The 26,529-nt window shown below is 66.4% G+C and carries 21 protein-coding genes; 4 read left to right on the top strand and 17 right to left on the bottom strand.

The features are described 5' to 3' along the window. The first annotated feature begins 14 nt into the window (after positions 1–14). Genes C8271_RS00555 through C8271_RS13785 form a run of 3 tightly spaced genes read left to right on the top strand, consistent with a single transcriptional unit; the run spans position 15 to position 3,271 of the window. Positions 15–845 carry a DsbA family protein gene (locus tag C8271_RS00555; RefSeq protein WP_106505671.1) on the top strand — a complete coding sequence of 277 codons (831 nt, stop codon included), beginning with the start codon at positions 15–17 and terminating at the stop codon, positions 843–845. Position 846: 1 nt separating this feature from the next. Then, positions 847–1,743, top strand: a complete 897-nt coding sequence (locus tag C8271_RS00550) for a cytochrome c biogenesis CcdA family protein (RefSeq protein ID WP_106505670.1) — start codon at positions 847–849, stop codon at positions 1,741–1,743. Continuing rightward, positions 1,727–3,271, top strand: a complete 1,545-nt coding sequence (locus tag C8271_RS13785; RefSeq protein ID WP_170957738.1) for a hypothetical protein — start codon at positions 1,727–1,729, stop codon at positions 3,269–3,271. Before C8271_RS00550 ends, C8271_RS13785 begins: the two co-directional genes overlap by 17 nt. Before the next feature lie 825 nt (positions 3,272–4,096). Here C8271_RS13785 and C8271_RS00530 read toward each other — a convergent pair. Then, entirely contained in the window at positions 4,097–4,930 is an 834-nt protein-coding gene (locus C8271_RS00530; protein WP_106505666.1) for a DUF6318 family protein, read from the bottom strand. Between the two features lie 228 nt (positions 4,931–5,158). Further along, complete coding sequence (locus C8271_RS00525) at positions 5,159–6,757, bottom strand: M81 family metallopeptidase (protein ID WP_106505665.1); 1,599 nt, start codon at positions 6,755–6,757, stop codon at positions 5,159–5,161. Between the two features lie 70 nt (positions 6,758–6,827). On the opposite strand from C8271_RS00525, the gene C8271_RS00520 reads away from it, so the two are divergent. Continuing rightward, a complete protein-coding gene (locus tag C8271_RS00520) occupies positions 6,828–8,264 on the top strand; it encodes an alpha-L-fucosidase (RefSeq protein ID WP_245920687.1) in 1,437 nt (478 codons plus the stop codon). Between the two features lie 24 nt (positions 8,265–8,288). Here C8271_RS00520 and C8271_RS00515 read toward each other — a convergent pair whose 3' ends face one another. The 15 genes from C8271_RS00515 to C8271_RS00440 all read right to left on the bottom strand — a co-directional run bounded on the left by C8271_RS00515 (position 8,289) and on the right by C8271_RS00440 (position 26,499). Then, positions 8,289–11,672, bottom strand: a complete 3,384-nt coding sequence (locus tag C8271_RS00515; protein ID WP_106505664.1) for a DEAD/DEAH box helicase family protein — start codon at positions 11,670–11,672, stop codon at positions 8,289–8,291. Beyond that, entirely contained in the window at positions 11,672–12,817 is a 1,146-nt protein-coding gene (locus C8271_RS00510; RefSeq protein ID WP_106505663.1) for a restriction endonuclease subunit S, read from the bottom strand. Before C8271_RS00510 ends, C8271_RS00515 begins: the two co-directional genes overlap by 1 nt. Next, a complete protein-coding gene (locus tag C8271_RS00505) occupies positions 12,814–14,289 on the bottom strand; it encodes a type I restriction-modification system subunit M (protein ID WP_106505662.1) in 1,476 nt (491 codons plus the stop codon). The genes C8271_RS00510 and C8271_RS00505 overlap by 4 nt, the downstream gene beginning before the upstream one ends. Positions 14,290–14,404: 115 nt before the next feature. Then, positions 14,405–15,949 (bottom strand): alanine/glycine:cation symporter family protein, encoded by a 1,545-nt coding sequence (locus C8271_RS00500; protein ID WP_106505661.1) that lies wholly within the window; start codon positions 15,947–15,949, stop codon positions 14,405–14,407. Between the two features lie 141 nt (positions 15,950–16,090). After that, positions 16,091–16,573 (bottom strand): hypothetical protein, encoded by a 483-nt coding sequence (locus tag C8271_RS00495; RefSeq protein WP_106505660.1) that lies wholly within the window; start codon positions 16,571–16,573, stop codon positions 16,091–16,093. A gap of 403 nt (positions 16,574–16,976) precedes the next feature. Continuing rightward, positions 16,977–17,441: a DUF3592 domain-containing protein gene (locus tag C8271_RS00485; protein WP_170957749.1), complete on the bottom strand. Its 465-nt coding sequence runs from the start codon at positions 17,439–17,441 to the stop codon at positions 16,977–16,979. 78 nt (positions 17,442–17,519) lie between these two features. Then, positions 17,520–18,766, bottom strand: a protein-coding gene (locus C8271_RS00480) for an IS3 family transposase (protein WP_425428176.1) whose coding sequence is annotated in 2 segments (ribosomal slippage) — positions 17,520–18,478 and positions 18,478–18,766 — 1,248 coding nt in all. Because the reading frame shifts where the segments join, the coding sequence is not laid out codon by codon here. A gap of 58 nt (positions 18,767–18,824) precedes the next feature. Next, positions 18,825–19,610: a MerR family transcriptional regulator gene (locus C8271_RS00475; RefSeq protein WP_106505657.1), complete on the bottom strand. Its 786-nt coding sequence runs from the start codon at positions 19,608–19,610 to the stop codon at positions 18,825–18,827. A 37-nt stretch (positions 19,611–19,647) separates the two neighbouring features. Beyond that, complete coding sequence (locus C8271_RS00470) at positions 19,648–20,562, bottom strand: DUF2268 domain-containing putative Zn-dependent protease (RefSeq protein ID WP_106505656.1); 915 nt, start codon at positions 20,560–20,562, stop codon at positions 19,648–19,650. 72 nt (positions 20,563–20,634) lie between these two features. Beyond that, on the bottom strand, positions 20,635–21,342 hold the full coding sequence (locus tag C8271_RS00465; protein WP_138774493.1) for a DUF6636 domain-containing protein: 708 nt from the start codon (positions 21,340–21,342) through the stop codon (positions 20,635–20,637). 90 nt (positions 21,343–21,432) lie between these two features. Beyond that, a complete protein-coding gene (locus C8271_RS00460) occupies positions 21,433–22,698 on the bottom strand; it encodes a GmrSD restriction endonuclease domain-containing protein (protein ID WP_245920683.1) in 1,266 nt (421 codons plus the stop codon). A 254-nt stretch (positions 22,699–22,952) separates the two neighbouring features. Next, positions 22,953–23,387 carry a ThuA domain-containing protein gene (locus tag C8271_RS00455; RefSeq protein WP_342751927.1) on the bottom strand — a complete coding sequence of 145 codons (435 nt, stop codon included), beginning with the start codon at positions 23,385–23,387 and terminating at the stop codon, positions 22,953–22,955. Between the two features lie 43 nt (positions 23,388–23,430). Then, positions 23,431–24,132 carry a hypothetical protein gene (locus tag C8271_RS00450; protein ID WP_106505654.1) on the bottom strand — a complete coding sequence of 234 codons (702 nt, stop codon included), beginning with the start codon at positions 24,130–24,132 and terminating at the stop codon, positions 23,431–23,433. Between the two features lie 153 nt (positions 24,133–24,285). Further along, positions 24,286–25,818 (bottom strand): MATE family efflux transporter, encoded by a 1,533-nt coding sequence (locus tag C8271_RS00445; RefSeq protein WP_106505653.1) that lies wholly within the window; start codon positions 25,816–25,818, stop codon positions 24,286–24,288. Positions 25,819–25,950: 132 nt separating this feature from the next. Then, the gene (locus C8271_RS00440) at positions 25,951–26,499 is read right to left on the bottom strand and encodes a GNAT family N-acetyltransferase (RefSeq protein ID WP_106505652.1); all 549 of its coding nucleotides are present in this window, start codon (positions 26,497–26,499) and stop codon (positions 25,951–25,953) included. Between the last annotated feature and the right edge of the window lie 30 nt (positions 26,500–26,529).

Here is a 26,529-nt window from a genome sequence, read left to right as displayed (position 1 = left end):
TGAAGGATAAGACGATGACATCTGAGACTCCCGCATCCCGCAGCTGGGCGGCACCACTGATCATCGTGGCCGTCGTCGGTGCTCTGATCCTCGCGGTGCTGTGGACCGCGAGCCGACACGATGACGAGCAAGCGGGTCCGGGCGGCGCCCAGGGTGCGGCGCAGGGCGCAGACGCCGATAACGGATCCAGCAGCGGCGATGCCGCCTCAGATGAGGGGGCTGCCGGGGATGGCACCGCCGACGGGGCAGATGGCGCGGACGCGGATCCGACAGAGGTCGCCGCCCCGGACCTCTCCCCGATGGAGCGACGCATCGACGGCGACCAGCTGGCCGAAGGACCCGTCGACGCACCCGTCACCCTCATCATCTACAGCGACTTCCAGTGCTCCTTCTGCGCCCGCTGGCATCAGGAGACCCTGCCCGTGCTGCGCGAGCGGGTCGACGCGGGTCAGCTGCGCATCGAGTTCCGGGATCTCGCCGTGTTCGGCGAGGACTCCGAGCGGGCAGCGCGCGCCGCCTACGCCGCGAGCCTCCAGGGCCGCTATGCCGACTACGCCGATGCCTTGTTCGAGGGAGGCACCACCCGAAAGGGCGATCTCAGCTCCGATGCGCTCGTGAGCCTCGCCGACGAGCTGGGGCTGGACGGTGCTCAGTTCGAGAAGGACATGACCAGCACAGATACCGCTCACGCGGTGGGGAAGAACGTGGAAGAGGGCGCAATGCTCGGCGTGACCTCCACCCCGTCGTTCATCATCGGTGGCCGCCCGCTTGTGGGGGCGCAGCCCACCGAGGTGTTCGTCGGCGCGGTCGACGAGGCGCTTGAGCGCACCCAGGACGAGGGCTGACATGGAAGTCAGCGTGCTCGCAGCGCTCCTGGGCGGGGCACTGTCCCTGCTCAGCCCGTGCGGCGCGCTGCTTCTGCCCGGCTTCCTCGCGTCGACCGTCACGCGCCGCGGAGCGCTCGCCATCCACGGGCTCGTGTTCTACCTGGGCCTCGTGGTGACGCTCGTACCCCTCGGGCTCGGGATCGGGGCGCTCGGTGCGCTGCTGACCACGTATCGAGGTGCGCTGATCGGCGCGACGTCTGTGCTGCTCATTGTGCTGGGCGTGCTGCATCTGCTGGGTATCGGTTTTGATCCCGCCCGTGTGCTGCCCGGTGCCGATGCCTTACGGAGACGCTCCGCCCACGGTTCCGGTCTGCCGCGTACCTTCCTGCTCGGCGCCGCCGGTGGTGTCGCGGGTTTCTGCGCCGGACCGATTCTCGGAGCGGTGCTCACGCTCGCTTTCGGTCACGGCTCCACGCTGATGGCGGGGCTCTTGCTGGCGGTGTACGGGGCGGGGATGGTGCTGCCGCTGGTGGTGCTCGCCGCCGTGTGGGATGCGCTGTCGCCACGCGCCACAGCCGTGCTGCGTGGGCGCGAGATCACCGTCGCCGGCCGACGTCTGCACACGACGAACCTCGTGACCGGCGCACTCATCATCGTGCTCGGTGTGCTGTTCTGGGTGACGAATGGCCTGGTCACGTTACCGTCGGTGCTGCCGACGGAGACTCTCGCACGGTGGCAGAACCGCGCAGCTGAGCTGGACGGGGTGGGCCTGCAGATCACCGTGATCGTGGTCCTGGGCCTGCTGGCGCTGGCGTTGTGGGCGCTGAGCACACGTCGCAGCCGACGCATGGTGGTGCGGCCGCATGACTCGACGGGACAGAGCAACGCACCGGGGCGTCATGAGTCAGCGGGGTGAGGTGGCTGTGCTGAGCCGTCGAGCGGTGTGTGCGAGCGGCATCGCCCTGCCGGTGGTGGGTGCTGTGGCTGCGTGCAGCACGGATGGTGGCGCTGATGAACGCGGGGCTGGAGCCGGCGCTGGCGGCGGCACTGCGGGCGATGGTGCATCGCTGCAGCCGCGTACGCCGCCGCCTGTTGAGGTGGTAGGAGAGCGAGCGCCGCTTGTGGCATGGGACGCGTTGCGGCTGCCGCTTGAGATGACCGTGATGCTCGTGGTCGACCCCGGGTGGACTGCTCCGGCTCAGCAGCTCGACGGGATCCTCGTGGGGTACTCCGAGCAGGATGGTGGTCTGCAGTTCCAGGCGGTTCACGAAGACGGCACCATCCTGTGGCGCACCACGCGACCCGCGAGCTGCACAGGGTTTGCGCTCTCTCGCACGCGTGACGGCCGGGCCTGTGCGGTGCTCATGGACGATCGTGCCGAGGGTGGGAGATCGGAGGCTGCGGGCTCGGATGGCGCGGGCGCGGATGGCGCAGGCTCGGATGGCGCGGGCGCGGATGGCGCAGGCTCGGATGGCGCGGGCGCGGACGCCGTAGGTTTGCACGGCGGTGGTGCAGACGGCGGAGTTACGGACGGCACAGCTGCTGCGCCCGCCGGGCCGGCTCCGCCGAATGAGTCTGACTCGCCGAATGAGTCCGCCTCGTCGAATGGATCCGACCTGTCCGCGACGGCGATTGAGCTGCGCACCGGCGAGATTCTCTGGGGTCCCGTGCCTGTGCCGGGGCCGCCGGTTGCGCCAGGACTCGTGTTCGGCCCGGCTGGCAATACGCCTGGCGATCAGTCCGTGGCTGATCCGCAGGCCGTTGTGGTGCTTGACCCGGATTCCGGCGAGGAGGCGATGCTGGATGCGGAGGGACAGCGTGTGCTTGCGGAGCATCAGGGGTCGGTGCTGTTCATTGCGGGTGACAGGCTCGTGTTCGCGGAGGCGCATGATGGTTCGGAGCACTGGGCCGTGTCATTGCCGAACGGGATCGACGCAGAAACGGCGCACGTCGCGGGCGCGATCCACCCGGATGACGATTTCCTTGTGGTTGCCGGGTCAGACGGTGGAGCAGCCGACGCGGGTGGAGACGTTCCCGCGGGAACGCTCCTGAATCGCTCCTCCGGTGCTGTGATCGCTGAGCAGGCCGACGCTGCAGCGCAGGATCTCGCGGCGGAGGTGACGGTGGTGGTGAGCGGCCGCGATGTGCGCGGCCTGGATGATGCGGGTGAGGAGGTGCGGCACCACGAGGACGTGGAACCGGTGACGCTGCTGTGTGCCGGTGAGCGCCTGGCCTACGCGATCAGGCCCCAGGAGGGCACGCTGCTGGTGCTAGACACCCTGGGTGGACGCATGGTGCAGCCGTTTGACCTGGATGTCGATGCCCCCATGGGTATCCCGGAGTTGTTCACCGCGCGGGCCGCCACCGTGGTCCGTTCCCAGGGCCGACGCTTCCTGGTCACCACCACGCTCGATGAGAACTTCGGCCAGCGCGAGGGGTCCTGACCACCGGTGCTTCAGCCCCATCAGATCGAGGGGCGGTGAGGGCCGAGGCGGCGCCGACGCGGTGCGCCGTGTGAGGTCGTGTCTGGTTGGTGCCGGGGTGGTTTAGATGGTGCGGTGTGTGGCGTTGGGGTCGGTGGGGCCTTCGTTCTCGGGCTGGCCCTTATACACATCTGGCGCTGCCGATGGCCTTCTCCGTGCAGGTCCCCGCGGGCGCCGCTTCATCACCAGAACACCCCTGTCCGCCCCCTTCATGGCGGCCNGTGCCGTCTGCGAGGGTGATCCGGGTGCCGCGTTGGGTGATCTTGTTCGGGTCGGCTGTGCCGCGTTGCGAGGGCTGGTTGATCAGCAGGCCGTCCTCGCCCTGCCCGTGCAGGGGCGGGACGTACGCGGCTTCGCACGAGTTTTCCGGGACGGTGCATGACCACTGGCCGGCGCCCGGTGCCCCGCACTCGTACCGGACCCCGCCCTCGGGCCGCTGCCAGATCGTCCGCACCGTCGGAGCTGCCGTGGCGCGACCACGCCTCGATGAGTTATGTCCCTGGCCTGTGCGATCCGTAGGCGTGGATCCGGGATCAAGCTTATCTCGAAAAGATTGTCCAGATGTCATGAGTTTGTCATCGTCCGCTTTTCCCTCGTAGGCCGACTGATCGCTGGGAGGAGGATCATCGGGTGAATCCTCCCGTTGTTCTTCTGCGTCGCTCTGTGATGAGTCCGACGAGTCCGAGGTGTTCTCAGTAGGAGCGGCAAGAGAGTAATGTCCCCCGAGTGTAAGAATAAGCGAGAAGATTGCCAGACCTGGTAGAATGTGACGTGATATATGGTTTCTCACGACGCCGAAACCTCCCGCGGATCAGACGAGTATCCGCCGACTATCCACGAGTTATCGACCCATGTCAGTCCACCGACGGTGGATACCTCCACGACTTCCGGTTCGTCGGACTGTGCATCGATGGAGTTATTTCGAAAACTCCGATCGATGGTGTATATATAGCCGACTTCGTGATCGAAGTTCTCCGCATCCATAACTTCGGAGTGTCCGGGGGTTACGGTTGCGCTTACCCAAAGAGAGTCCGAGTCACGAAGCGTTTCGATGCGTGATTCGAAACCTTTGCAGTTGCTGCAGTCGTCGCTGTGGAGAGTTGAAAGGAGTTCGGTGTCCCCGGTCTGGTGTGCCCAGGTGAGGACGGCGATGTAGTACTTGAAGGCTTGTTCGGCGCCTTCGGGGGTGTTCTGGTCCATGCCGGGATAGTCGGCGGGGTCAGGAGCGGGGATGCTCGCGGCAAGGTCATCGCTACCACTGTCGCCGCCGGCGTCGCTTGCTGCTGTGTTGTCGGTCCCGCCGTTGTCGCTGGCGCCGCCGTTGTCGCTGTTGGTGCTGAGATCGGGCATGGTGCCGTCGAGGCCGTTGTCGGGCGGCTCGTCTCCACCGCAGGCAGACAGGGCGAGCATGAGTGCGGCGGATGCGGCGAGCACGCGTGCGCCACGGCGCTGCCTCCCTGAGCGGGCAGGTGTTGCGCTAGGCATCAGGCCAGTGGAGGCGCTGTGCCCGGCGCCAGGCGGCGCACCGGCAGGGCCAGCCAGCATCGCCTCAGGCGAGAGAGCAGCGTGATCGCTGTGCTTGGCGTGATGGGGCGTGGCGGAGACAGTGCGGCGCTGCATGCGGGGACCTCGACTCATCCGGGCTCGGGGACACCAGCACGGTAGGCAGACCCCACCAGCCCACGCCACGGGACCGCCGCGGATGTGGATAACCGGCCCGGGGGAGGACCCCGCCACGAGAGATGCCCGGCTGGGACCGTTCGCATCGACAAGGCGCTCATGGACGCGCCCGGACGCCCGGCCGTGCCCCGGCAACCCCCGCCCAGGTCCTACCGGCTGGGCCCCTCGTCACCCCCGGCGAACGTCTGCTGCCGTCGGCTCGGGGATCTCAGCGTCGAAGGGGATCATCGGCCGGTCGATGGCCTCATGCCCCAGACGCAGCAGGTCCTGGTCCACCCCGCCGGGCGTGAGGGCGAGCCGCCAATCAGCCGCAGCAGCGTACTGGTCAGGCTCGAGGTAGCCCATCTTCACGACCACCACGTCCGGGCCGGTCATCGACAGGGCCAGGCGCTCGAACATGTCGGCCGTGGCGAACTGCGACCGCCGCGCCGTGACCACAACCTGCAGGCCCGTCGGCACCCAACGCGGCGCCCCAGCTGATGACCCAGACGCCCCCGACGGCCCAGCCGCCTCAGCCTCGTCACCATCCTCAACGGCCAGCACTTGCAGCACGGCCGCATGTCCCGTCGGCGTGGACTCGTCGAGCGCCACCACCCGGGCACGCACCTGAACCGGCCCCGGTTCACGCGCATCGATCCGGCCACCGATCGCGAAGTCACCGTCGGCCCCCACGCCGAGCCGCCAGGCCTCTACGGTGCTGACCTCATCCACGAGCGACACCATCAGCGCCGATACGTCCCCGCGTCGAATCTCCGCGCTGGCCAGCAGTCCAGCCAGGCAGTATGTCGTGTCGTCGGCCCCGCCGGCGCCAGGGTTGTCGCCTGAGTCCGAGATCCAGAAGGGGCGCGCATCCGAGGCGACCGCCTCCTGCAGGCAGTCCTCGAACGTGCCCGTCGGGGCAACGAACACGAAATCGTGCCGCACCGCCCACAGCTCTCGCGCAAGCTCCAGGGCTGCGTCCTCCACCGCCGCGGCGTCATCACCGAAGGCGACGATCGCGGCCTTGCAGCGCGGCTGGTCCGCCCACGCGAAACCGATCCAGCACGACACGTCGGTGACCCCGTCACGCTCGGTGAGCGCAGGAATCCGCCCGTACAGGCTTGTCGCCGGTTCGATCCGCGTGGAGGTCTTCTCACCAGGCAGCAGGATCGGCACATGCACGAGCGCTTTCGCGGGCCGCACGGGATGCCCGGCTGCCACCGAAACGGTGGCGGCTTCCACCAGGTCGCGCAGCCCGCGCTCGCGCGTCTCCCAGGCGTCGATGTGCGGCGCATGCCGGTAGCAGGTCATGAGGTCGCAGGCGTCGAACAGCGTCTCGGACACGTTCCCATGCAGGTCCATCGCCGTTCCCACCAGCACGTCCGGTCCGATCACCTCCCGGATGGCGGTGATCAGATGCCCTTCGGCGTCCTGCAGGCCCTGCACACTCATGGCGCCATGGATGTCGAAGAAGAACCCGTCCAGCGGCTGCTGCGCCACCGCGTCGCGCAGGCCGTCAAGGATTTCGGCGAGCCAGGAGTCGTAGGCCTCGCGACGCAGCACCCCGCCGGGAAGAGCGCGCGCATGCAGGACCGGCACATACTCGGCGGCCTGCCGAAGGGCTGCGCCGGATGCCGTCGGCTCCGCGAAGAACGGGTAGCGATCCAGGATCTCGGCGCCGCGACGCACCTCGAAGTCCGCCTCGCCGGAGAGGTATGGCGTGAAGGTGGAGGACTCGATGGCGATGCCCGCGATGGCGATGCGGGGCAGGCGGTGCGGCGTGGACATGGAAGCTCCCGAACTGAAGCGGTTGATTAGGCTGGGCCCATCTTGTCATCGACGCGGATGCAGCCGACGGATGACCCCCACCCAGGAGCCGATGATGATCCGATTCGATGGCCGCGAGGGCCCCGAGGATGCCGCCCCCGCCGCCGACTATCCGCCGCTGCCGATCCCCGAGTGGTACCGCGACGCGAAGCTCGGCGTGTTCGTCCACTGGGGCCTGTACTCGGTTCCCGCCTGGGCCGACGTGCTGGACCGCTCCGATGTGACCGCCGAGAACGCGTACGCCCGCCACCAGTACGCCGAGTGGTACGCCAATACCGTGCGGATCCCCGGCAGCCCCACCGCGATCCGCCACGAACAGGTTCACGGAATCGGCACGACGTACGAGGACTTCGCCGAGGCCTGGCATCCGGCCGCTGGCAGCGAGCAGGCGATCACGGAGCTGGCGGGGCGCGCCGGCGCCCGCTACCTGGTGCCCACCACGAAGCACCACGATGGCTTCTGCCTCTGGGACTCGGCCACCACCACGTTCACTGCTGCCCGACGTGGACCCGGCCGTGACCTGATCGCCGGTTTCGCCCGCGCCGCCCGGGAGGCGGGGCTGCGGCTGGGCCTGTACTACTCCGGGGCGCTGGACTGGCACGTCACCGATTTCCCACCGATCACCTCGCATGATGAGCTGTTCGCTTTCCGCCGCAATGATGCAGCCTTCGCGGCGTTCGCTGCCGCGCAGCTGCGTGAACTCATGGACCGTTTCGCCCCGGACATCCTGTGGAACGACCTCGAATGGCCCGACGCCGGGAAGCTGCCCGGCCCCAACTCGCTGCCGCAGCTGTTCCGCGAACACCTGGCCCGCACGCCCGGCGGCATGGTCAACGACCGCTGGGGCGCGCCGGTCAACGGTGTGCTCACCCGCGAGTACGAGGACCTCGACACTGTGCAGGAGAACGTGTTCGAGGCGACTCGCGGTCTGGGACTCTCCTTCGGGTACAACCGTGATGAGTCCGAGGAGCATGCTCTGGATGCGCCTGCGCTGGTGCGGCTGCTGGCCGATGTGGTCTCCAAGAACGGGAACCTGCTGATCAACGTCGGCCCGCAGGCCGACGGGACGGTGCCGCCGCTGCAGCGCCGCGCCCTGGAGGGCCTGGGCGCGTGGCTGGACCGTCACGGTCAGGCGATCTACGGCACGCGGCCGTGGACGGATCCGGCCGTGCATCGCCCGCCTGGTCGCCTGCGCTTCACGCGCACCGACGAGGATCTGCACGTCCTGGACCTGGATCCGGCATCGGGTCCGTACCGTCTGCCAGCGGCGGTTGCCGCGGCACTGCGCGGCACAGTGGAGATTGCATCTGGCGGCGCGAGCGGCTCTGCGGATGGGTGCGCGACCAGGGCAGACGGGATGGATCGCGGGCGCGTGGCCCCGCAGCTGCGGGAGGCCGACGGGGCGCTGGAACTGGTGCCGTCATCAGCGGAGGAACCCGTTCAGGTGCTCACGGTGCCGCTGCGCTGACGCCCAGCGCGGCGGCCGCTGAGGTCAGGCTGTTTCCTTCTCCGGGATGGCGCGCGCCTTCACGTCACGCAGGGTGGTGACGATTCCGTGCAGGTCGCGTTCGGGGAACATGACATCGGCGCGGGGAAGGGTGTCGCTGTAGGGCGATTCGAAGAGCCGGCCCGGTTCCATCACCCCGTTGGCGGTGAGTTCGTCGATCACCATCTCGATGAACCGGATCTGCTCCACGGTGTGGGTGTCGGCATCCAGGAACCGGGAGAACGCCTCCACCACAGCTTCCCGGTCCAGGCCGACGAGCGAGCGGAGGAACAGGCCGAGTCCGCCTGCTTCAGCGGTGGCGCGGTCGAGGTGGGTCTGCTGTGCCCCGAGGTCGTAGAGCATGTTCTCGAACTCGCCAAGGTCGGTGGGGGTGAGCTGCTTGTTGCGTCGCAGCTTTTTTACGGCCAGGTGATTCTCGTGCACACGCAGATGGTCGGAGGCTTTGATGACGAACCGCTCCCAGTTCATGCCGGGGGTCGTACCGGGCAGGTCGATGTCCTCGGCATCGATGAGGGTGTCGGCAAAGTCGGTGTAGACGGGGTTGCGGGCACCGTCGGTGACCACGAACCCTGCCAGGTCCCGCAATCTCAGGCGCACGAGTTCGAGCATCGGCACGGTGACGTCAACCCACCACTGCTCCTCCGTGATCTCTTCCAGCAAGGTGGCCTGCGCGGCGACCATCGGAATGGCGGTGCGGCCCAGCAGGTCGGTGGCGATGGCCTGGATGGTCTCGCGAAGGCGGTCAGCCAGGGCAGTGTCGCCGTCGAGCTGGGCGACTTGGCGGCGCAGGATCAGCAGGTCGAATCGTTTGGCCGGTTCAGCGCCGAGCGCGGCGGCGGTGGGCAGACCACCGAGCTGGAGGGCGTCGTGGGCGTCGTCAGTGCTGAGTTCGTGCCAGGCAGCAGCGTCGCTGAATCGTTCGACGAGCCGACGGTGCGGACGTACGAGCACATTGTCGAGGGTCATCCCGCAGACGAACTCGTGCAGCAGATCGGCGGTGGAGCGGCGCAGGTCTGCATCGCCGTGGGCGGCATCCAGGCCTGTCACGAGCGCCAGGCGGTGTTCGTAGATCCGCTGGGTCAGTGATTTCTGGGTGGAGCCTTCAGCGGTGGGCAGGTTCTGGCTGAAGAACTCGAGGTTCCCGCAGAAGTCGAATACGTAGAAGTCGGTCTTGTGGTTGCCGTCGCCGTAGAGGTTCGGACGCAGCCGGGTGCCGCGCCCGATCATCTGCCAGAACTTGGTTTTGGACCGCACGGGTTTGAAGAACACGAGGTTGGCAACGTCGGGCACGTCGATGCCGGTGTCGAGCATGTCCACACTGATTGCGATGTGCGGGTCTGACGTGGGGTCGCTGAAGGTGTCGATGAGCTTGCCGGCATAGGAGATGCCGTGAGTGATCACGCGGGCGAAGCGACCGGCGAGTTCCGGCCATCCGGCATCAAACCGTGCGGCGATGAACTCGGCGTGACGCTGGTTCTTGGCGAAGATGATCGTCTTGGCGAGCCGGTCACCGCCGGCGACTTTGTGGCCGGAGTCCATGAGCAGGGCGAGTGCCTTGTCCACGGTGTCTTCGTTGAAGAGGAACCGGTTGATTTCGTCAGGCTCGATGACGTCCGGCGGGCCGTCCTCACCCCAGTCGGTGGTGTCCCAGGCGTCTTTTTCGTCCTCGGTGAGGTCGTCGTAGCGGATGCCGCGGCGCAGGAAGGTGGTGCCCACGGAGATGCCGGTGGGTGGCACGAGGTAGCCGTCGGTGACGGCCTGATCGAGCGGGTAGGCGTCGGTGGGGACGCCGTCTTCCAGCTGGAAGAGCCGGTAGGTGTTGTGGTCGATCTCGTCTTTCGGGGTGGCGGTCAGACCCACCAGCAGAGAGTCGAAGTACTCGAAGATCGAGCCGTACTTGGCGTACACGCTGCGGTGCGCTTCATCGATGATCACCAGGTCGAAGAAGCCGGACCCGAAGCGGCGCTGGTCGCCGTCGACTTGCTGGATGAGGCCCATCATCGTCTGGTAGGTGCTGAAGTAGGTGCGACCTGCACGGTTGGGATCCTTGAGCAGGTTCACCGGGGCGGATTCGGGGAAGTGTTCGGCGAAGTTACCGTGAGCCTGTCCCACGAGGGCTTGACGGTCGGCAAGGAACAGCACGTTCTTCACCCAGCCGGCGTTCATCAGCTGTTTGACGAGTGCGACGGACGTGCGGGTCTTGCCGGTGCCGGTGGCCATCACGAGAAGTGCGTGACGCTGGCGGTGGTCAAAGGCGTCGCCGATCGCGGCAATGGCGCGGGTCTGGTAGTAGCGGCCAGCGATGCTGGTATCGACGGGTTCAGCAGCAAGCGGCCGACGGGTGCTGCGGCGCTGAATCAGCAGCTCCAGCTGCCCGGCGGTGGCAAAACCCTGCACGGCACGGGGCGGGTAGCCGGAGGCGTCGTCCCAGAGGTAATGCTCGTACCCGTTGCTGTAGTAGATGATCGGCCGACGACCGAACTGCTTCTCCAGAGCCTCGGCATACAGCAGCGCCTGCTGCTGGCCTTCAAGAGCAGAGCGGCGGGTGCGTTTGGCTTCGACCAGGGCGAGCGGCAGACCATCGGCGCCCCACAGCACGTAGTCGATGCGGCCCTCACCGCTTGTGGTGGGCATCCCGGTGACGGGGTATTCGCGGTCGCGCGGTTTATCGAGCGCCCAGCCAGCTTCGCGCAGCAGCAGGTCGATGAACGCGTCGCGGGTTTCGTCTTCGCGGTAGTCCTGTGTCTCGGGCAGGGTCTTCGCCTGCTGCGCGGCTTTCACCTGGGCGCGCGCCTGCTCGAGCTGTTCTTCGAGTTCGGCCAGGCGGGCTTCACGATCCGCGAGAGCAACATCGCGGGCTTCAAGCTCACGGGCGTGGGATTCGTCTTGCTCCGCGAACTTCTGCGCGAGCTGGATGACTTCGGTGCGGCTGAGGGGAGCGGACTGTGCGGCCAGATGTGGATCGAACTGCTTGCCCATCGGCACGCTGTTCGGTGCGGCGGAATGGTGGTAGGCGGCCCACACCATCACCAGGTACAGCTCGCGCATCACCTGCAGTGCGGTCTGCGGCGGGATCGGCTGCGTGGAGTGCACGGCCTTGTTGCCGACGTTCTTGATCAGCTGCAGCTTCGTGGAGATACCCTGCCCGGTGAGCTGTTTGAATTGCGCATCGGCGATGTGTGCGGCGAGGTCCCGCCGGTAGGGCTCACGCAGGCCGCGCAGACGGTACAGGTGCATGACCAGCACTTCGATCGACCGACGGGCGTGGATGCACGCCGTGGACGGGTCACTGGTCAGGTACGACTCCGCCTTCGCGCAGCTCTCGTAGATCGTGGGCCACTCAGGCTTCAGGAAGGCGAAGTTTCCCATCAGAGTTCTCCGGTGAACGCGCGGGACTGGAGGGAGGCGAAGAGTTCGTCGTGCTTATCCAAGATCGATCGTAGTTTATCTAATTTAGCACGGGAGGCCAACACTATGTTCGCGTAACTCTGCCGAGTGCCTGCGTCTGCGAGCGGGATTGGGAGTCGCAGCAGGTCTTTAGCGTAAATAGCGAAGATGCTCGTGGTGCCCGACTTGATAGCTTCGAGATCGTATCGACCACGTGCGGACCAAAAGTAAGCGTGAACAAATGGAGCAGTAGTCGAGTCTTTGAAGCGAAGCCGCATGATGTTATTGTTATAAAGACGGGGCGGCCCGCAGTAAACAGCGGATTTTCCAACGAGATCACGCGAGTTACGAGTATTGAAAATTAGGTCGCCCTCTTCCAGGGTAAAATTGCTAACCTCGTAGAGGTTGGCGTCGATTCGTGTCAGAGTGTCGAGCTGCAGTGTTCCTCTCGATGTGATGGCGTCCATTTTGACGTACTCGTACGCGAGATCGGGCCCCTGGGCAGATGCGCGACGATTAAGTCCGATCTGGTGGCTTGTGATGAGCTCCGATAGTGGAATCAACGGCCATGTCGACGAGAATTTCGATCGGTACCACGAGTTGGGTAAAGCCTCAAGATGCGCACGGAATCGGTGGTACTTTGTGCGGATGGCGTCGGCCTGGTTCAGGATCGCCGCGATGCGTCGCTGATCTTCCAGGGGTGGAAGCGGAATGGGAAACTGCTTTAGAGCCATGGGGCTGAGGCGTGGAAGGTTGGCTCCCGAGGATCGAGAATTTGCGAACTCGACCATGGCCTCCTGTCGGAGGTAGTGGGCGAGGTAGGATCGGTCCAGAGAAGGCCCGGGAAGGACGGGGAGGATGTCCGTGCTGCAAACGCCCGAAGTTTGCGGCAGTGCAATCTTAGCTAGATATGGACGGAGTTTTCCGTAAAGCAAGTGTTGTGGCGTAAAGAGAAACTTCGAACTTTTGAGTTCGGCTTCTCCTGCCGTGGGATGATCGAGGATGTGTCCGCCGCGCTCGATGTGTTCTAACCCAAGGTAAGGCAGATCAAGATCAATAGCATCAGGTTTGATGCTGCGACGTTCGACCGCCGCAACTTCCCCCAGGGGAACGCGCGCATACCTCATCCCAGCATCCCCTCCAGGTCTGCGAGACCCGCGTCAATCTCGGCATTGAGCTGCTTGATGTCGGCGATGATCTCTGCGGGGGAGCGGTGCTCCACCTCTTCGTACTCGATCTCCTTGTACCGGTTCAAGGACAGGTCATAGCCCTGCTCGGCGATCTCTGCCTTCGGCACGCAGAACGACTGCTCGGTGCGAGCGCGCTCCTTCTCGGCGCCGTTGCGCTCAGCCCACCGCGCCCGCACGTCGGGCAGGTCGTTGGCTTCGACAGGGTTGCGCTTGTCGTCCAGAGAGAAACCGTCGGCGCGCACGTCATAGAACCAGACGTCATCCGTGCCGCCCGAGTCCGTCTTCGTGAACAGCAAAATCGCAGTCGACACACCCGCATACGGGCGGAACACACCCGAGGGCAGCTTCACCACGGCGTCAAGCTTCTGCTCCTCGACCAACTTCTTGCGCAGATCCTTGTGGGCCTTGCTCGACCCGAACAGCACCCCGTCAGGCACGATCACCGCTGCGCGGCCACCTGGCTCCAGCAGACGTAGGAACAACGCCAAGAACAGCAGCTCGGTCTTCTTCGTCTTGACCACGCGCTGCAGGTCCTTGGAGGTGGAGTCATAGTCGAGCGAGCCGGCGAACGGCGGGTTCGCCAGCACCAGGGTGTACCGACCCTCTTCACCGGCAGCGCCCTCAGACAGCGAGTCGCGGTAGGCGATCTCCGGGTTCTCCACGCCGTGCAGCAACATGTTCATGCTGGCGATGCGCAGCATCGTCGAGTCAAAGTCGAAACCACTGAACATCGTGGAATGGAAGGCCTTGCGTGCCGCGGCGTCGGTGAACAGCGTGCCATCGTGTGCACGCAGATACTCCGAGGCGAGCACCAAGAATCCGGCAGTGCCACAGGCTGGGTCAACGATCCTGTCGTTCCGCGTCGGCTCCATCAGATCCACCATCAGCTCGATGATGTGCCGGGGAGTGCGGAACTGACCGTTCTGGCCCGACGTGGCGAGCTTGCTGAGCATGTACTCGTACAGGTCACCGTTGGTGTCCCGATTCTCCATCGGGATCCCATCGAGCATATCCACGACCTTCACCAGAAGCTCCGGCTTCGGAATGGTGAAGCGGGCATCGCGCATGTGGTGGGTGAGCGTGGATTCGCCATGCCCGGTGATCTGGGTGCCCAGGTTCTGCAGGTACGGGAACACCTCATCGCGCATCCGCGCGAACAACGGCTCCGGCGAGAGGTCCCTCAGGTTCTTCCACCGCAGATGCTCCTGCCCGGGCAGGTACACCGGGTTCTCGATCCGACCCCCAGTGAAATGCGCCTTGCTCTCCGCGTTCTGCTGGATGTCATCCAGCCGCCGCAGGAACAGCAGATACGTGATCTGCTCGATCACCTCGATGGGGTTGCTGATGCCGCCCGACCAGAACGCATCCCACACCCTGTCGATCTTGTTGCGCAGCTCCCCAGTGATCATGAGGTCATCGTACGGGCGGGCACGGTTGATGGCCTGGCCGGTCGGTCACCCGCGTTATGCGTACCCGAGCATGCCGCAGAGAGCTCGCCAATGCATTGGAGCTCATCCCCGCAGGTCAGGCCTTCGCGCTGCGGGCCCCGCTACCAGACCCGTCGTGCACCTCGTCGTCCGGGGACGCGCCAGCGTGCAGTCCACCGAAGCGCTCGTCGGCCGGGACCTCGGGGATGCTGCCGTCCTTCACCCCGTCCACGAAACCGAGGATCTCGCGGCGCACCACACCGGCCATGAGGTACAGACCGATCAGGTTCGGGATCGCCATCAGGAACATGAGCGAGTCAGCCAGCGAGGTCACGGCGGTCACCGTGCCAGCCGACCCCACGATGATCATGATGAGGAACACCGCCGAGTAGACCCGCTCAGCGGTGCGCGAATTGCCGAACAGGTATCCCAGCGCCTTCTTGCCGTAGTACGAGTGCGCAAGCATCGTCGAGAAGGCGAACAGCATGACGCAGATCGTCAGGACGATCGGGAACAGGGCGTGGACAGTCCCGAACGCCTGAGACGTCAGCACCACCCCGTCGGCCGCATCCTCGTGCTGCCACACGCCGGAGGTGACGATCGCGAGCGCCGTCATGGTGCACACCACCACGGAGTCGACGAAGGGGCTCCACATCGCCACGAAACCTTCCGTGGCCGGGTGGCCCGTGCGAACAGCCGAATGAGCGATACCCGAGTTGCCGTTGCCGGCGCCGTTGGAGAAGAACGCACGCTGAACGCCGATCATCATCGCGCCGATCACGCCACCCACCGCGGCATCACCCTGGAGGGCGCCGCGCACGATCTCTCCAGCAGCCGCCGGAACATGCGAGGCGTTCGACAGGATGATCAGCAGGCAGCACAGGATGTACAGCACGGCCATGACCGTCACCAGCTTCGAGGCGACCCGGCCGATCGAGGTGATGCCGCCGATGATCACGACTCCCGCGCCGATCGCTAGCGCGACACCGATCAGCCAGGTGCTGTCCGGCAGGAAGGGGATGGCGTTGCCGACGGTCGCGGTGATCTGCTGGGCGGTCTGGTTCGACTGGAACAGGGCACCGGCGCCCAGGGTGCCGCCGACGGCGAAGATGGCGAAGACGGCTGCGAGGACCTTGCCGAGCTTCGGCCTGCCGAGCTCCTTCAGACCCCTGGACAGGTAGTACATGGGGCCGCCCGAGGTGTCGGTGCGACTGTTGATCACCCGGTACTTCACGCCCATGGTGGCCTCGGCCATCTTCACGGCCATACCGAAGATGCCACCGAGCATGATCCACAGCACCGCGCCTGGGCCACCGATCGTGATCGCGATAGCGACACCACCGATGTTCCCGAGCCCTACCGCGCCGCCCAGATCGGTCATGAGCGACTGCAGACTGGTGAGCGCACCCGGGTCTTTGCGGGAGGTGTACCGGCCCTGGATCACCTTCAGTGACAGCCCGGCGGACCGCCACGGCAAGGCTTTCAGCACGATCGTGAAGACCAGGGCGCCCACCAGAAGCCAGACCAGGATCAACGGGACCTTGGCGTCGCCCACCGGGATCGGCAAGAACACGATCGCGGAGATCGCGTTCGCGAACGGGACGAGCAGAGCCTGGATGATGCTGTCGATGAACGGCGGCATGCGAAAAAAGGTAAACCGTCACGCGGCGAGGCTCACGCATGGTCCCGCATCGTGATCGGGCTGAGACCTCGATTCGACTCTCGCCTCAGGGGTCCGTCGACCACGGGGTGCAGAAGCGAGCGCGGTCAAGTCCGCGGCTGCTCAGCGCCGACGACGGAACAGGGCGCGCAACCCCGTGTCCTCCGGTTCCTCCTCGAGCTCGGGCTCATCAGGCTGACTGCGGTAACGATCCCGGTCAGTGAACTCGGGCAGAGACCCGTCCTCGCCGATCACCGGCCGCTCGCGCGTGACGTAGGCGGGCAGTGAGCCATCCTCACCCACCTCGACGCGACGCTGACCGGTGTCATAGGTGGGCATCGGGTCGCCGGGCCGCAGGTCAGCTCCCGGTTCGCTGAAGCCGGCCGGGTCGGGGGCTGGTCCGGTGTAGTCGGCGCCGGTCGGTTCGGCGGACTCGCCACGCCACGCATCCGGCAGCTGCTCGATACCCGGTACCAGGCCCGGGGCGGTCGGCTCCGGCTCCGGCGGGCGTCCGATCGGCACCTCGCCGGTGTCCCAGTCATAGTCGTATTCGGCTGCGCGCTCCGTGCCCTCGCCAGCGTAATCCGGTCCCACGTCCCTGTGCATCCCAACCCCCGTGTGACGGTGTCCGAATGCTTCGAGCGTACCCGCGAGAATCGGCCGACGGGAGGGACCGACCGAACGCCCATGCGTCGACCGATACCCACTCGGCGGTGCTCTCTGCAGCATCCGTGCGCGGGGGCGCAGCAAACCTCCCAGCCACATAGTTCACTGATACTGGTCAGTTGTCCACGGGGAGAACTCCCCGTGCAGTCCACCCCATCGCCACGGCTTCCACCCCGGCCGTAGATTTCCGGTACCGGGTGCGGGATCCACGGGGGATAGGGGAACGGGCACCGGGGACCGAGCGGGTGATGCCGCCGAGGGGGACGACGGTGGGGGCCGTCGGAAGGCATCACCCGCTCGCCCCGGGGCGCGGCTTCCTCGCCCTCCCGGCCTGATCAGCGCGTCAGCTCAGTAGCCGCAGGAACGCCGGAACCACGCCACCCGCAACGGCCAGCAGAAGCACTCCGGCCGAGGCTGCCACGGTGAGCGTCGGGATCAGAGGGTTCACGGGCTGTCCGTCCTCCGGTGAGACGAAACGCGTCGGATCCGATGGGTCATAGGCGACGGGGACCTGCTCTCCGGTGCGGTCGGCGAGCTGCAGGTCGCTCCACGCTGGGGCGCCCGTGATCGTTGTGCCGTCGGCCAGTGTGAAGGTGATGGTCTCGGACCAGCGGCGGGCCCCCTCCTCGGCGACGTCACGACGCAGGCCCGTCGGCGCCGTGACGACGCGCCCCTCCGCCCAGGCCTCTGCCTCCCGCAGCCGAAACAGCAGTCGCAGGTTCCGCACGCCCCAGCGCAGCACGAGCACGCAGGCCGCGCTCACCGCGAGCGCGAGCAGCAAAGCGAGCACCGTCAGCACCGTGGACACAAGCCGGAATCCTTCCATGAGCAGGGAACCGACATGCTATCGCCGCGGCCGGGGCCTGAATCGCCCTGGGTTTCGTTCCTACCTGCTTCCCTGTCCAGCGAGCGCTGGCTGGGCTGATTCGAGGCCAGCGTAGTACGCCTCCTCGACCTCGACCGGCGTGCGGTAATCGAGCTCGCCGTGGAGACGAGCGTTGTTCCACCACCACACGTACTCGAGCGTCGCGAGCTCGACCTGCTCGACCGTCCGCCACGGGCCCTTCCGACGGATCAGCTCGGTCTTGTAGAGCCCGTTGACGGCCTCGGCGAGGGCGTTGTCGTAGCTGTCACCGACGCTCCCTGTCGACGGAGTCGCGCCGAGCTCGTTGATGCGATCCGTGTAGAGGACCGAGAGGTAGTTCGACCCATGATCGGCGTGGTGGACGAGGTCATCGAGCGACCCGCGTGCGCCCCACGCGGCCATGTTCAACGCCTGTAACGGCAGCACCTCCGCGCGCAGCGTCCCGGCGACGTTCCAGCCGACGATCATGCGGGAGAACACGTCGATCACGAACGCGACATACGCCATCCCCGCCCACGTTCCGACATACGTGATGTCCGCGACCCACAACCGGTTCGGCGCGGGAGCGGTGAAGTCGCGTTCGACGAGATCCATCGGCTGCGCGATGGTCGGGTCGGACTTCGTGGTGAACACCTTCTTCGACCGCGCTACCCCGCGCACCCCGGCGAGCTTCATGAGCCGCGCGGTCTGGTCACGCCCGATGTCCCACCCCTCCCGCCGGAGGAGAGCATGCATCTTTCGGACGCCGTAGACGCCGTAGTTCTCCTCGTGAAGACGCTGGATCTCGGGGACGAGGAGCTCGTCCTTCAGCTGCCTGGCGGAGGGCACGCGCGTCTTCGCCGCGCGATACCCGCGCGAGGTGAGGAACCCCGGCACCGCGTCGCGGAGGACGCGGCAGAGGAACTCGACCCCGAACTGATCCCTGTGTTCGTCGATGAAGCGGATCATGCTCGTCAGGGACGGTCGAGTTCCTTCGCGAAAAACACGCTCGCGGCTTTGAGGACCTCGTTCGCCTTCTTCAGCTCGGCGTTCTCACGGCGAAGTCGCTTGTTCTCCTCGGCGACGTCGGTCGGCACGCCGGGGCGCTGCCCGGCGTCGATCTCGCGGCGGCGGTGCCACACGCGCAGCGTCTCCGGGCTCATGCCGAGCAGGCCCGCGACATGTCGCACCGCGGACATGAGGTTCGGATGCTCGGGCCTGGCCTCGTCGAGCATCCGCAGCGCGCGCTCGCGCATCTCGGGCGAGTACTTCTGATTCATCGGTTCCATCCTTGCTTGAAGAACGGAACGAAACCCAGGGCGATTCAATGGCGCCCCGGTGCTGGGGTCAGCCATCGGCATGTGTCTCAAGGGTTTGGGCGGCGTGGATGCGCAGTGCCCGTGCTGCTAGCTGGGCGGCGGCTTGGCTGCCGAAGGACTCGTGGAAGTCGGGGTTGGTCTCGTACATCGCGGCCATGGCGCGGATCATGGCCGCGGATTGAACCAGGTCTCCGGTGTGGGTGGGGGTTCCGGGGATCTCGGCGAACCATGCGACGTGCTGTGCGGCGTGTTCTTGCGCTGCATCGTCTTCCGGGGCGATCTGCTCATGGGCAAGCTCAGCCCAACGGGCGAGCAGCTGCTCCGAGCGGTCCTTCCAATGACGTTGCTGTGCAAAGGATTTCGAGTGCCACCAGGTGTTCGATGCCTCGAACGCTTCCCGACCCCAACGCGCGACGACTTCGTCTCGGTAGCGGTCGTTGAATCCTTCGAGCATCACGTCCATCTGCGGTTCCCGGCCCGCGCGGCGCATGGCCAGAGTGTGCTCGACAGCGGTGATCCGTTGCTCGATCGCAGTCCGCTCCTCGCGCAACTGGTCCAGGTGGGAGCACAGGGCGGTGATCTCGCTGGCGCGGGACTGGTCCGCGTCCAGGGCCGCAGCGATGTCTGACAGTGCCATCCCTGTCCGGCGTAGCAACAAGATGCGTTGCAGGCGGGCGACCGCATCGGGCCCGTAGTACCGGTACCCATTGGACCCGATGCGGTCAGGCTCGAGCAGCCCGATCCGATGGTAGTGACGCAGAGTTCGTCCGCTGACGCCCGCGCGTTCGGCGAGCTCGTGCACGGTCCATTCCACGGTGCGTCACCCTTCTCCAGGCTGGTGGTCGTGCCGTTCAGTGTGCCCCGGCGTCGTTCAGGTCGAGTGCAGGCAGAGCCACGGCCAAGATGTCGGATGCCGGGGTGCGCACGTTCTGAGCCGCGGTCGTCCCCGTCGCGTCCAGATAAGCCTGGACGATCCGTGCACCAGCGGCGTACCCGGCGCCCGTGGGCAGGCCGACCGGCTCGCCTCCGAACATGCTGGCGGATGCATCGCCCAGGACCCAGGCCGCGAAGTCGGCCATGCCGGTGACCTTCAGGCCGGAGGCGACCTTGGCCAGGACGGCGTCGTCGCTACGGGTGCGCTCGCTGGCGAAGTGGGTGTAGCCGCGGTCGCCGTACAGCTCGGCTGCGAACAGGTCCGCCAAGCCCTCGGCGACGACATGCTCGCCCACGGTGACAGTGACCGGGTCCCAGACGACTCCGCCCGGGGAATACCGCACGTTGTGATGCAGCTCGTGCACAGCGATCGCTTCCAGTCTGTCCAGGACCTGTTCGGTGGGCCAGACCGTCATGGAGATGTAACCGCTGATCCCGCCGAAGGCCGACAGGCCCTGAATCTCCTCCATGAAGTGGTCGTTCGTCGGGTTGCCGGCAAGGAGAAGGACCTGCAGATCAGGAACCGGAATGCCCGGATCCCCTGCGGCCAGCGCCGCTGCACCCTCCTGCAGTGCGGTTCTCACGCGGGTCCACGCGTTGGCCGCCTCGAGGGCCACGATCGCGTCGCGAACGCGCTTCTCGCTCTGGGGTGTCATGTCGAGGGGGAAGCCGAAGTTCTGCGCGTGCACGCCCAGCATGTCGATGCCAGGGATGAAGTGGTACATGCCCGCCATCGGCGCCCACAGATCACGCACCGCCTCAGCACGCTCGTGCCTCGTCTGGTCCAGGACGTGACGCATCCCGGCAGCGCTGTCAATCACTGAGATGTTCATGGCGTGGACGCTAAACATTGACCCAACGACAAGGTCAACACACCGTTCGATTGAGGTCCCGGGTCAGTACATCTAGAAGGTGTCCAGGGTGCCTCGGGCGACCATGAAACCGCGTCCGGTCACGGTGTTCCAGCAGGTCATGCCGTCTTTTCGGCTTGTGCAGGCAACCGTGCCGTCGGTGGCGGATGCGCCGTAGTCCAGCTGCGGGGGCTGCGGGTCGCCCGCGTCCTGTCCGCAGCCGATATGGGGTTCCGCCTCACCCTCCACCTGTACGCTCACCGGCTGATCAGTGGGGCAGTGCTCGGACAGACGGTGCTCACGCAGGCTGCAGGAGACCGTATCGCCCGCCAGGCTGCACACGATGTTGCCGCTCGGCGATGCGATGCTGTTCATCGCCTTCGCATCCGGCGGGGCGGGGGAGACGGGGTCAGGTGTCGGTTCCTCGGTGGACTCGTCGGTGGGCTCTTCGGACTCCTCTGGGCCACCGCCCTTCTCGCCCGGGTCACTGGCAGCAGGCGGCTGCGTCGCGGCAGGGGATGAGGCCTCGTCGCCGGCTTGATCCTGCCAGGACCACCACACCACTGCCGGGGCCAGCACGATGATGAATGCCAGCACGCCGCAGCCCAGGCAGGTCATCAGTGTGCGACGCCGCTGCGTACCGTCATCCGCGGGCTCCGGCCGGTCCGTGCCGATCGCGGCGAGCAGATCTGTGGCGTCACCATCGGGCCCGGACTCAGCGGCCGATGGACGACGATCGAGGGGAGGGGTCGAGAAGGTCACCCGCGGCATCGTAGCGAGAGCGGGTCAGGGGTGTGCCGTGGTACTGCTGAAGGGAGCAGCCCAGTGCACCGCAGCGGTCCGGACGCGCAGTCACTCGCAAGCAATGCCGTCGCCGTCGCGGTCCAAGCCCTTTCGGTAGCCCGGGTCACCGCGATGAAGCGGAGCCTTGCCGGCCTCACGGGCGGCAGAGCAGTTCTTGAAGTATGCATTGCCATCACCGCTGGCTGAGTCGGTCCGTTCAGTCTTCTTGTCCGAGCGTCCTGAGTCGCCGGAGGATGTCTTCGCTGGCTCCTTTTTCTTCTCCTCCTTTTTCGGCTTCGCCTTGGGGGAAGGCGAGCTCTTCCTCTCCTCGCTCGAAGTCTTCTGTGCCGGTGTTTTCGCTTCGGCCGACGTGGTTTTCGGGGCACCGGACCGCGTCGCAATGACGTCGCCCTCACCGGTATCTGGCCAGGCGGTGGCTGTCACGGCAAGGAAGCCGTCGCAGTCCGCAAGTACACGACGCATCGCGTCAGCCTCGGCGGGCTTCACCCAGAGGTCGTACTTGGTCTTCACGGCGATCTGAATGCTCACGTACTCGCAGCGGAACGGTTTGTGGGACGGAAGCCAGGTAGCGGCGTCGCCGTCGCCCTTCTGCCGGTTGACCGATGACTCGACGGCCAGAAGGTTCAGAGGATCGTTCGCGAAGGCATGACGGGTGGTGTCATCCCAGCTCGCAGCTCCCGTTTGCCAGGCATCGGAGAGGGCGACGACGTGATCGATGTCGATCGTGCTGTTCGCGCGGTCGAAGTTGATGGATGCGTCGGTGTATGGGGAACGGAGCTTCCCCTCGAGAACCACACAGCCGTGCGTGCCCTCCTCGAGGACAATCTGCGTGAGGTCGCGGCGCAAAATGTCGTTACGAGTGTCGCAGCCATTGCGATCAGTGTCGCTGCGCCATCCCCACGCGTCCCTGTCATAGCCAGTCTTCGGGGAGCGCCCCTTCACCACGAGTTGATCGAGCTGGGCGAGGGCAGTGCCGGGCGCAGAGATCTGATCAACACCAGATGGGGCGGAGGGGGTCGGGTCCGCAGGCGCGGGGGTGGCCGACGGTGCCGCGGAGTCTATAGCAGACGTTTCGTCTGAGGTGGTGGTGTCGTTGGATGATGCTGTCGGACCAGATGGTTCCGGATCCCCCTCTGCAACGGTGACCGTGTCTGACGACAGCACAGCACCGACGACGATGAGACCACCTGCCAGAAGCAAGGCGCCGCCGATGATCAGGGCGCTTGTCAAAAGCGCAGCGGCGGTGATCACGTGCGTCGCGAGGGTGGTCGGACGGAAGGCTCTGAGAACGGGGATCTTCGGCAGACGGCGCACGGGGACTCCAGAAATGGAAGGGGCCTGTTCGGCCGGAGGTGTGAGGGGGATGTTTGGGATCTGCGCTGATCCCTGAAGCTGATCCGAGACTATGAGCGGAGCACTACACCCAAACCGGGGAAGGTCCCGCTCACCGCGTGAGGACGGACACGGTTCGAGTGGGTCGGCAGGTTTGACGAGCTGCCGTGCGTGCCGCCCACAGAAGGGGCCGCTGGATCAGAGTCCGCACCGTCGGCTCCTGCACCGTCGCCAGGTCATGGCCGGGAGTGATTACGGCGATGCGGCACGAACGAGCTCAGCTGCGGACCGTCGGCCGAAGGAAGCACCATCGGCGGATGCGAGGTGAACTGGCCGCCCACCAGCGCTAGATAGTCGGCGCAATCGCGGAAGGAGTCGACGATTCCGCCATGCCAACCAGCAAGCCCCGTGCCGGCCCCCACGGCGTGGCGGAGCCCGGTGAACTCCTCGGCGCTGATCGTGCCCATGGAGATGCACTGCACAATCAGATCGGCGCTCGCCATCGCATCGGCGTCGGCGTAGACGGCGGTGGACCCGTGCACGTCGACGGCGAAGCCGTGCTCACGCAGTAACGGGATCACCGCCTCCGTGGTGCCGACGGGGTCGTGCCCGTCCCAGCCGCCGCGGACGATCAGGACTCGACGAGTGGCGTGTGGCGATGCGGTATCCATCCCCTCATCCTGCCGTGCCCGCCGCTGACCAGCACGCCACAGGTCACTCGTGGCCCGCTGGCCCCTGACTCGTGGGCCCCTGCCGGGACGAGGCCCGTCGGCCGCGAGTGGCGATCACGATCGCGACCACCACCGCAGCCGCACCGGCCATGAGCACGCCCAGCGCAACGGTCCCGATCAGAACGATCAGCGCGACGTCGGAGATCGGAAACGGGGAGTCCGCCGGGCTCTCGGGGTCTTCCGGCGTCGGCGTCGGCTGGTCGGTGAGATCGAGCGGCTCGCCGAGCTTCTGGGTGAGTGTGCCCTCGATGTCGTCCGGCATGTCGTAGGGGATGCTGCACCAGCCGGCGGAGAAGTCGGTTCCCGATCCCGTGGCCCACAGGAGCAGCGAGCTCCCAGGCTTCAACCGCCCCAGTCCGCACGCGGCGATGTCTTCGCTCGTGGACAGCGTGATCACCCGTTCATCCGGGCCCTTCCACTGCGTGTCCACGGCCACCTGATAGGTGGTCTCCTTAAAGCTCAACTTCCGGTTGATCACCGTGACCTGGGCAATGAGGTCCGCATGGTCGATCGCCTCGTCAACGGTGAACTCCACGCAGGAGCAGGCATACGCGCAGGGCGCCGGCACGGTGGCCACAAGAGCGATCGAGGCGACCGCCGCCGCGAGCAGCAGCCCCAGCAGGCGCCGGGCATTGTGCGCGAGCGCGCCCAAAGGCGACGACGGAGACATGATGCGTTGGTTCATTCCCCGGGTCACCTCACAGCATGCGTCGATGATCAGCTGGCATCGAGACTATCCGCGCGCAGCCGCCGACGGGGCAGAGATCAGGTCTCGCTGTGATGACGATGCGGCCGGTGGTACGGACGGAGCTCCTGGCCAGGTGCGGTGCGCCGAAGCTCAGCGCTCCGCAGACTCATCCCGCCCGGGCGGCGGCCAGCCCGCATCGTCGGTGTCGGGGTCGATCACGGGGATCGACCCGGTGGCGGGCAGCGGCTCCAGGATCGGTGTCGCCCCCGTTGCCGTGGACGGCTCCAGGATGGGGATGCCTGCCGTCACGGTGTGTGCGCTCTGACGCGGCACCGCGAAGGACCCGTCGGCGAGCTGCCGCGCCGCCGACACATAGGCCGGCACCAGGATCACGATCGCGCCCACCCACGCCAGCGGCGCCGACCACACCACCCCCATGTATCCGTACGCCGCGCCCAGAACGACCGCCGCGAAAATGCGCACACCCAGCTCACTGACACCGCTCCACATCGGCACGATCGTGTTGCCCAGTCCCTGCAGCGCGCCGCGCACCACGAACAGCAGCGCCAGGATCGCGTACAGCAGCGACCACACCACCAGCGTGCTGTACCCGTGATCCACCACGTCCGGGGAGCCCGAGCCGATGAACCCGCGAACGATGACGCGACCGGTTGCGAGAATCAGCCCGCCCAGCACGATCGACGCCCCGATGTTCAGCCACAGCCCATGCCGTACCCCGATGAGGATCCGGTCGAACAGGCGAGCCCCCAGGTTCTGCGCCGTGAACATCGACACCGCTAGGCCGAAGGACTGCATGATCGCGATCGCGAGCCCGTCCACGCGGCCGGCCGTGGTGAACGCAGCGACCGCGCTCGGGCCCAGCTCATTCAGCCGCACCTGCACAGCGATCGTGCCGATCGCGATGATCGAGGTCTGAAACCCGAACGGCAGACCGATCGCCAGATGCCGACGAAGCTCGCGTGCGCTCACCCGCCAATCCGCCCGCTGCACATGCAGCACCGGGATGCGTGAGCGCACATGGACGGCGAGCATCAGCACCGTCACGCCCTGCGCGGCGACCGTGGCCCAGGCCGCACCGCCCACGCCCCCGTCGAGCAGCCCCACGAACACGATCACCAGCACCACATTGATCAGGCACGACACCACCAGGTACAGCAGGGGTGTGCGCGAGTCACCGATCGCACGGATGATCGCCGCCAGGAAGTTGAAGAACAGCAGGGTCGACGCCCCCAGGAACGTCACCTGCGCGAAGACCGTCGCCTCCGCCAGCAGCTGCGGTGGGGTGCGCAGCGCCAGCATCATCGGCTCGGCAAGAAAATAGCCGCCGACGGTCAGCACCACGCTCGTGATCAGCGACAGGATCGTGCCCGCGGCAACGCTGCGCCGCACCTCGGCACCATCCCGCGCACCGAAAGACTGCGCCGTCGGGATCGCGAAGCCACTGGTGAGCCCCCACGCGAAACCCATCACCAAGAACACCACGCTGCCGGTGGCACCCACTGCCGCCAGCGAGTTCACACCCAGGTGGCGTCCCACCACCACGGCGTCTGTGAACTGGTACAGCTGCTGGACGATGTTGCCGATCAGCAGCGGCACAGAAAAGGCGAGAATCACCCGCCACGGTGCGCCGGTGGTCAAAGATGTCGAAGACGACGAGGGCATGAGGAAGCAGATCCTTCGGAACGGGTCCATCCATGCTTCCACTCGGTCGGGGGCATCCGCACCCCCGTGGTCAGGGGAAACAGCGTGGGATCCGCCACGGGCGCGATGGGTGGCGAGGGTACGGGACGAAGGTCAGCGGGGTGTATGCAGGCGGGCCAGACGCACCCAGTCTTCGGCCTCGACGCCGCTGACGACGAAACGGCGCTCACCGATGACCTCGAAACCCATCCGGGCATAGAAGGCGTTCGCGCGGGCATTGTCCTTGTGCGTGCCCAACCAGACGAAGCGCTGCCCCTGGTCGGCGAGGGCAGTGAGGGTGTCGCGGCACAGCGCCTTGGCCACACCGGTGCCCCGCACCTCCCGAGACGCATACATCTTCGACAGGTACGCCGCGCCCTGGCCGGACGTTGCGGCGAGCACGGTGTCGCTCGCGGTGGGGGAGAGGTCCACCAGCGTGTACGCCACGATCGCGTGGTCGTCGTGTCGTTCAGCCACGCGAACCTGCCAGGTCGGCCCGGTCAGGTATATGCGGAAGGCATCGACGGACAGGTTCTCGTCGATGAACGCGTCGATGGCGCTGCGCGGCATGAACGACGGGCAGGCGTCGGGGAAGGTCGCCGCCGCGAGCGCCGCCAGGCCGGACGCATCGGACTCGTGGGCGGGGCGGAGCGTGCAGGGCATGAGCGGACGGTAGCAGGGTGGGGTGGCGGC

The sequence above is a fragment of the Brachybacterium timonense genome (genome assembly GCF_900258505.1).
Lineage (GTDB): Bacteria > Actinomycetota > Actinomycetes > Actinomycetales > Dermabacteraceae > Brachybacterium > Brachybacterium timonense.
This window is presented reverse-complemented; position numbering and strand designations above follow the sequence as displayed.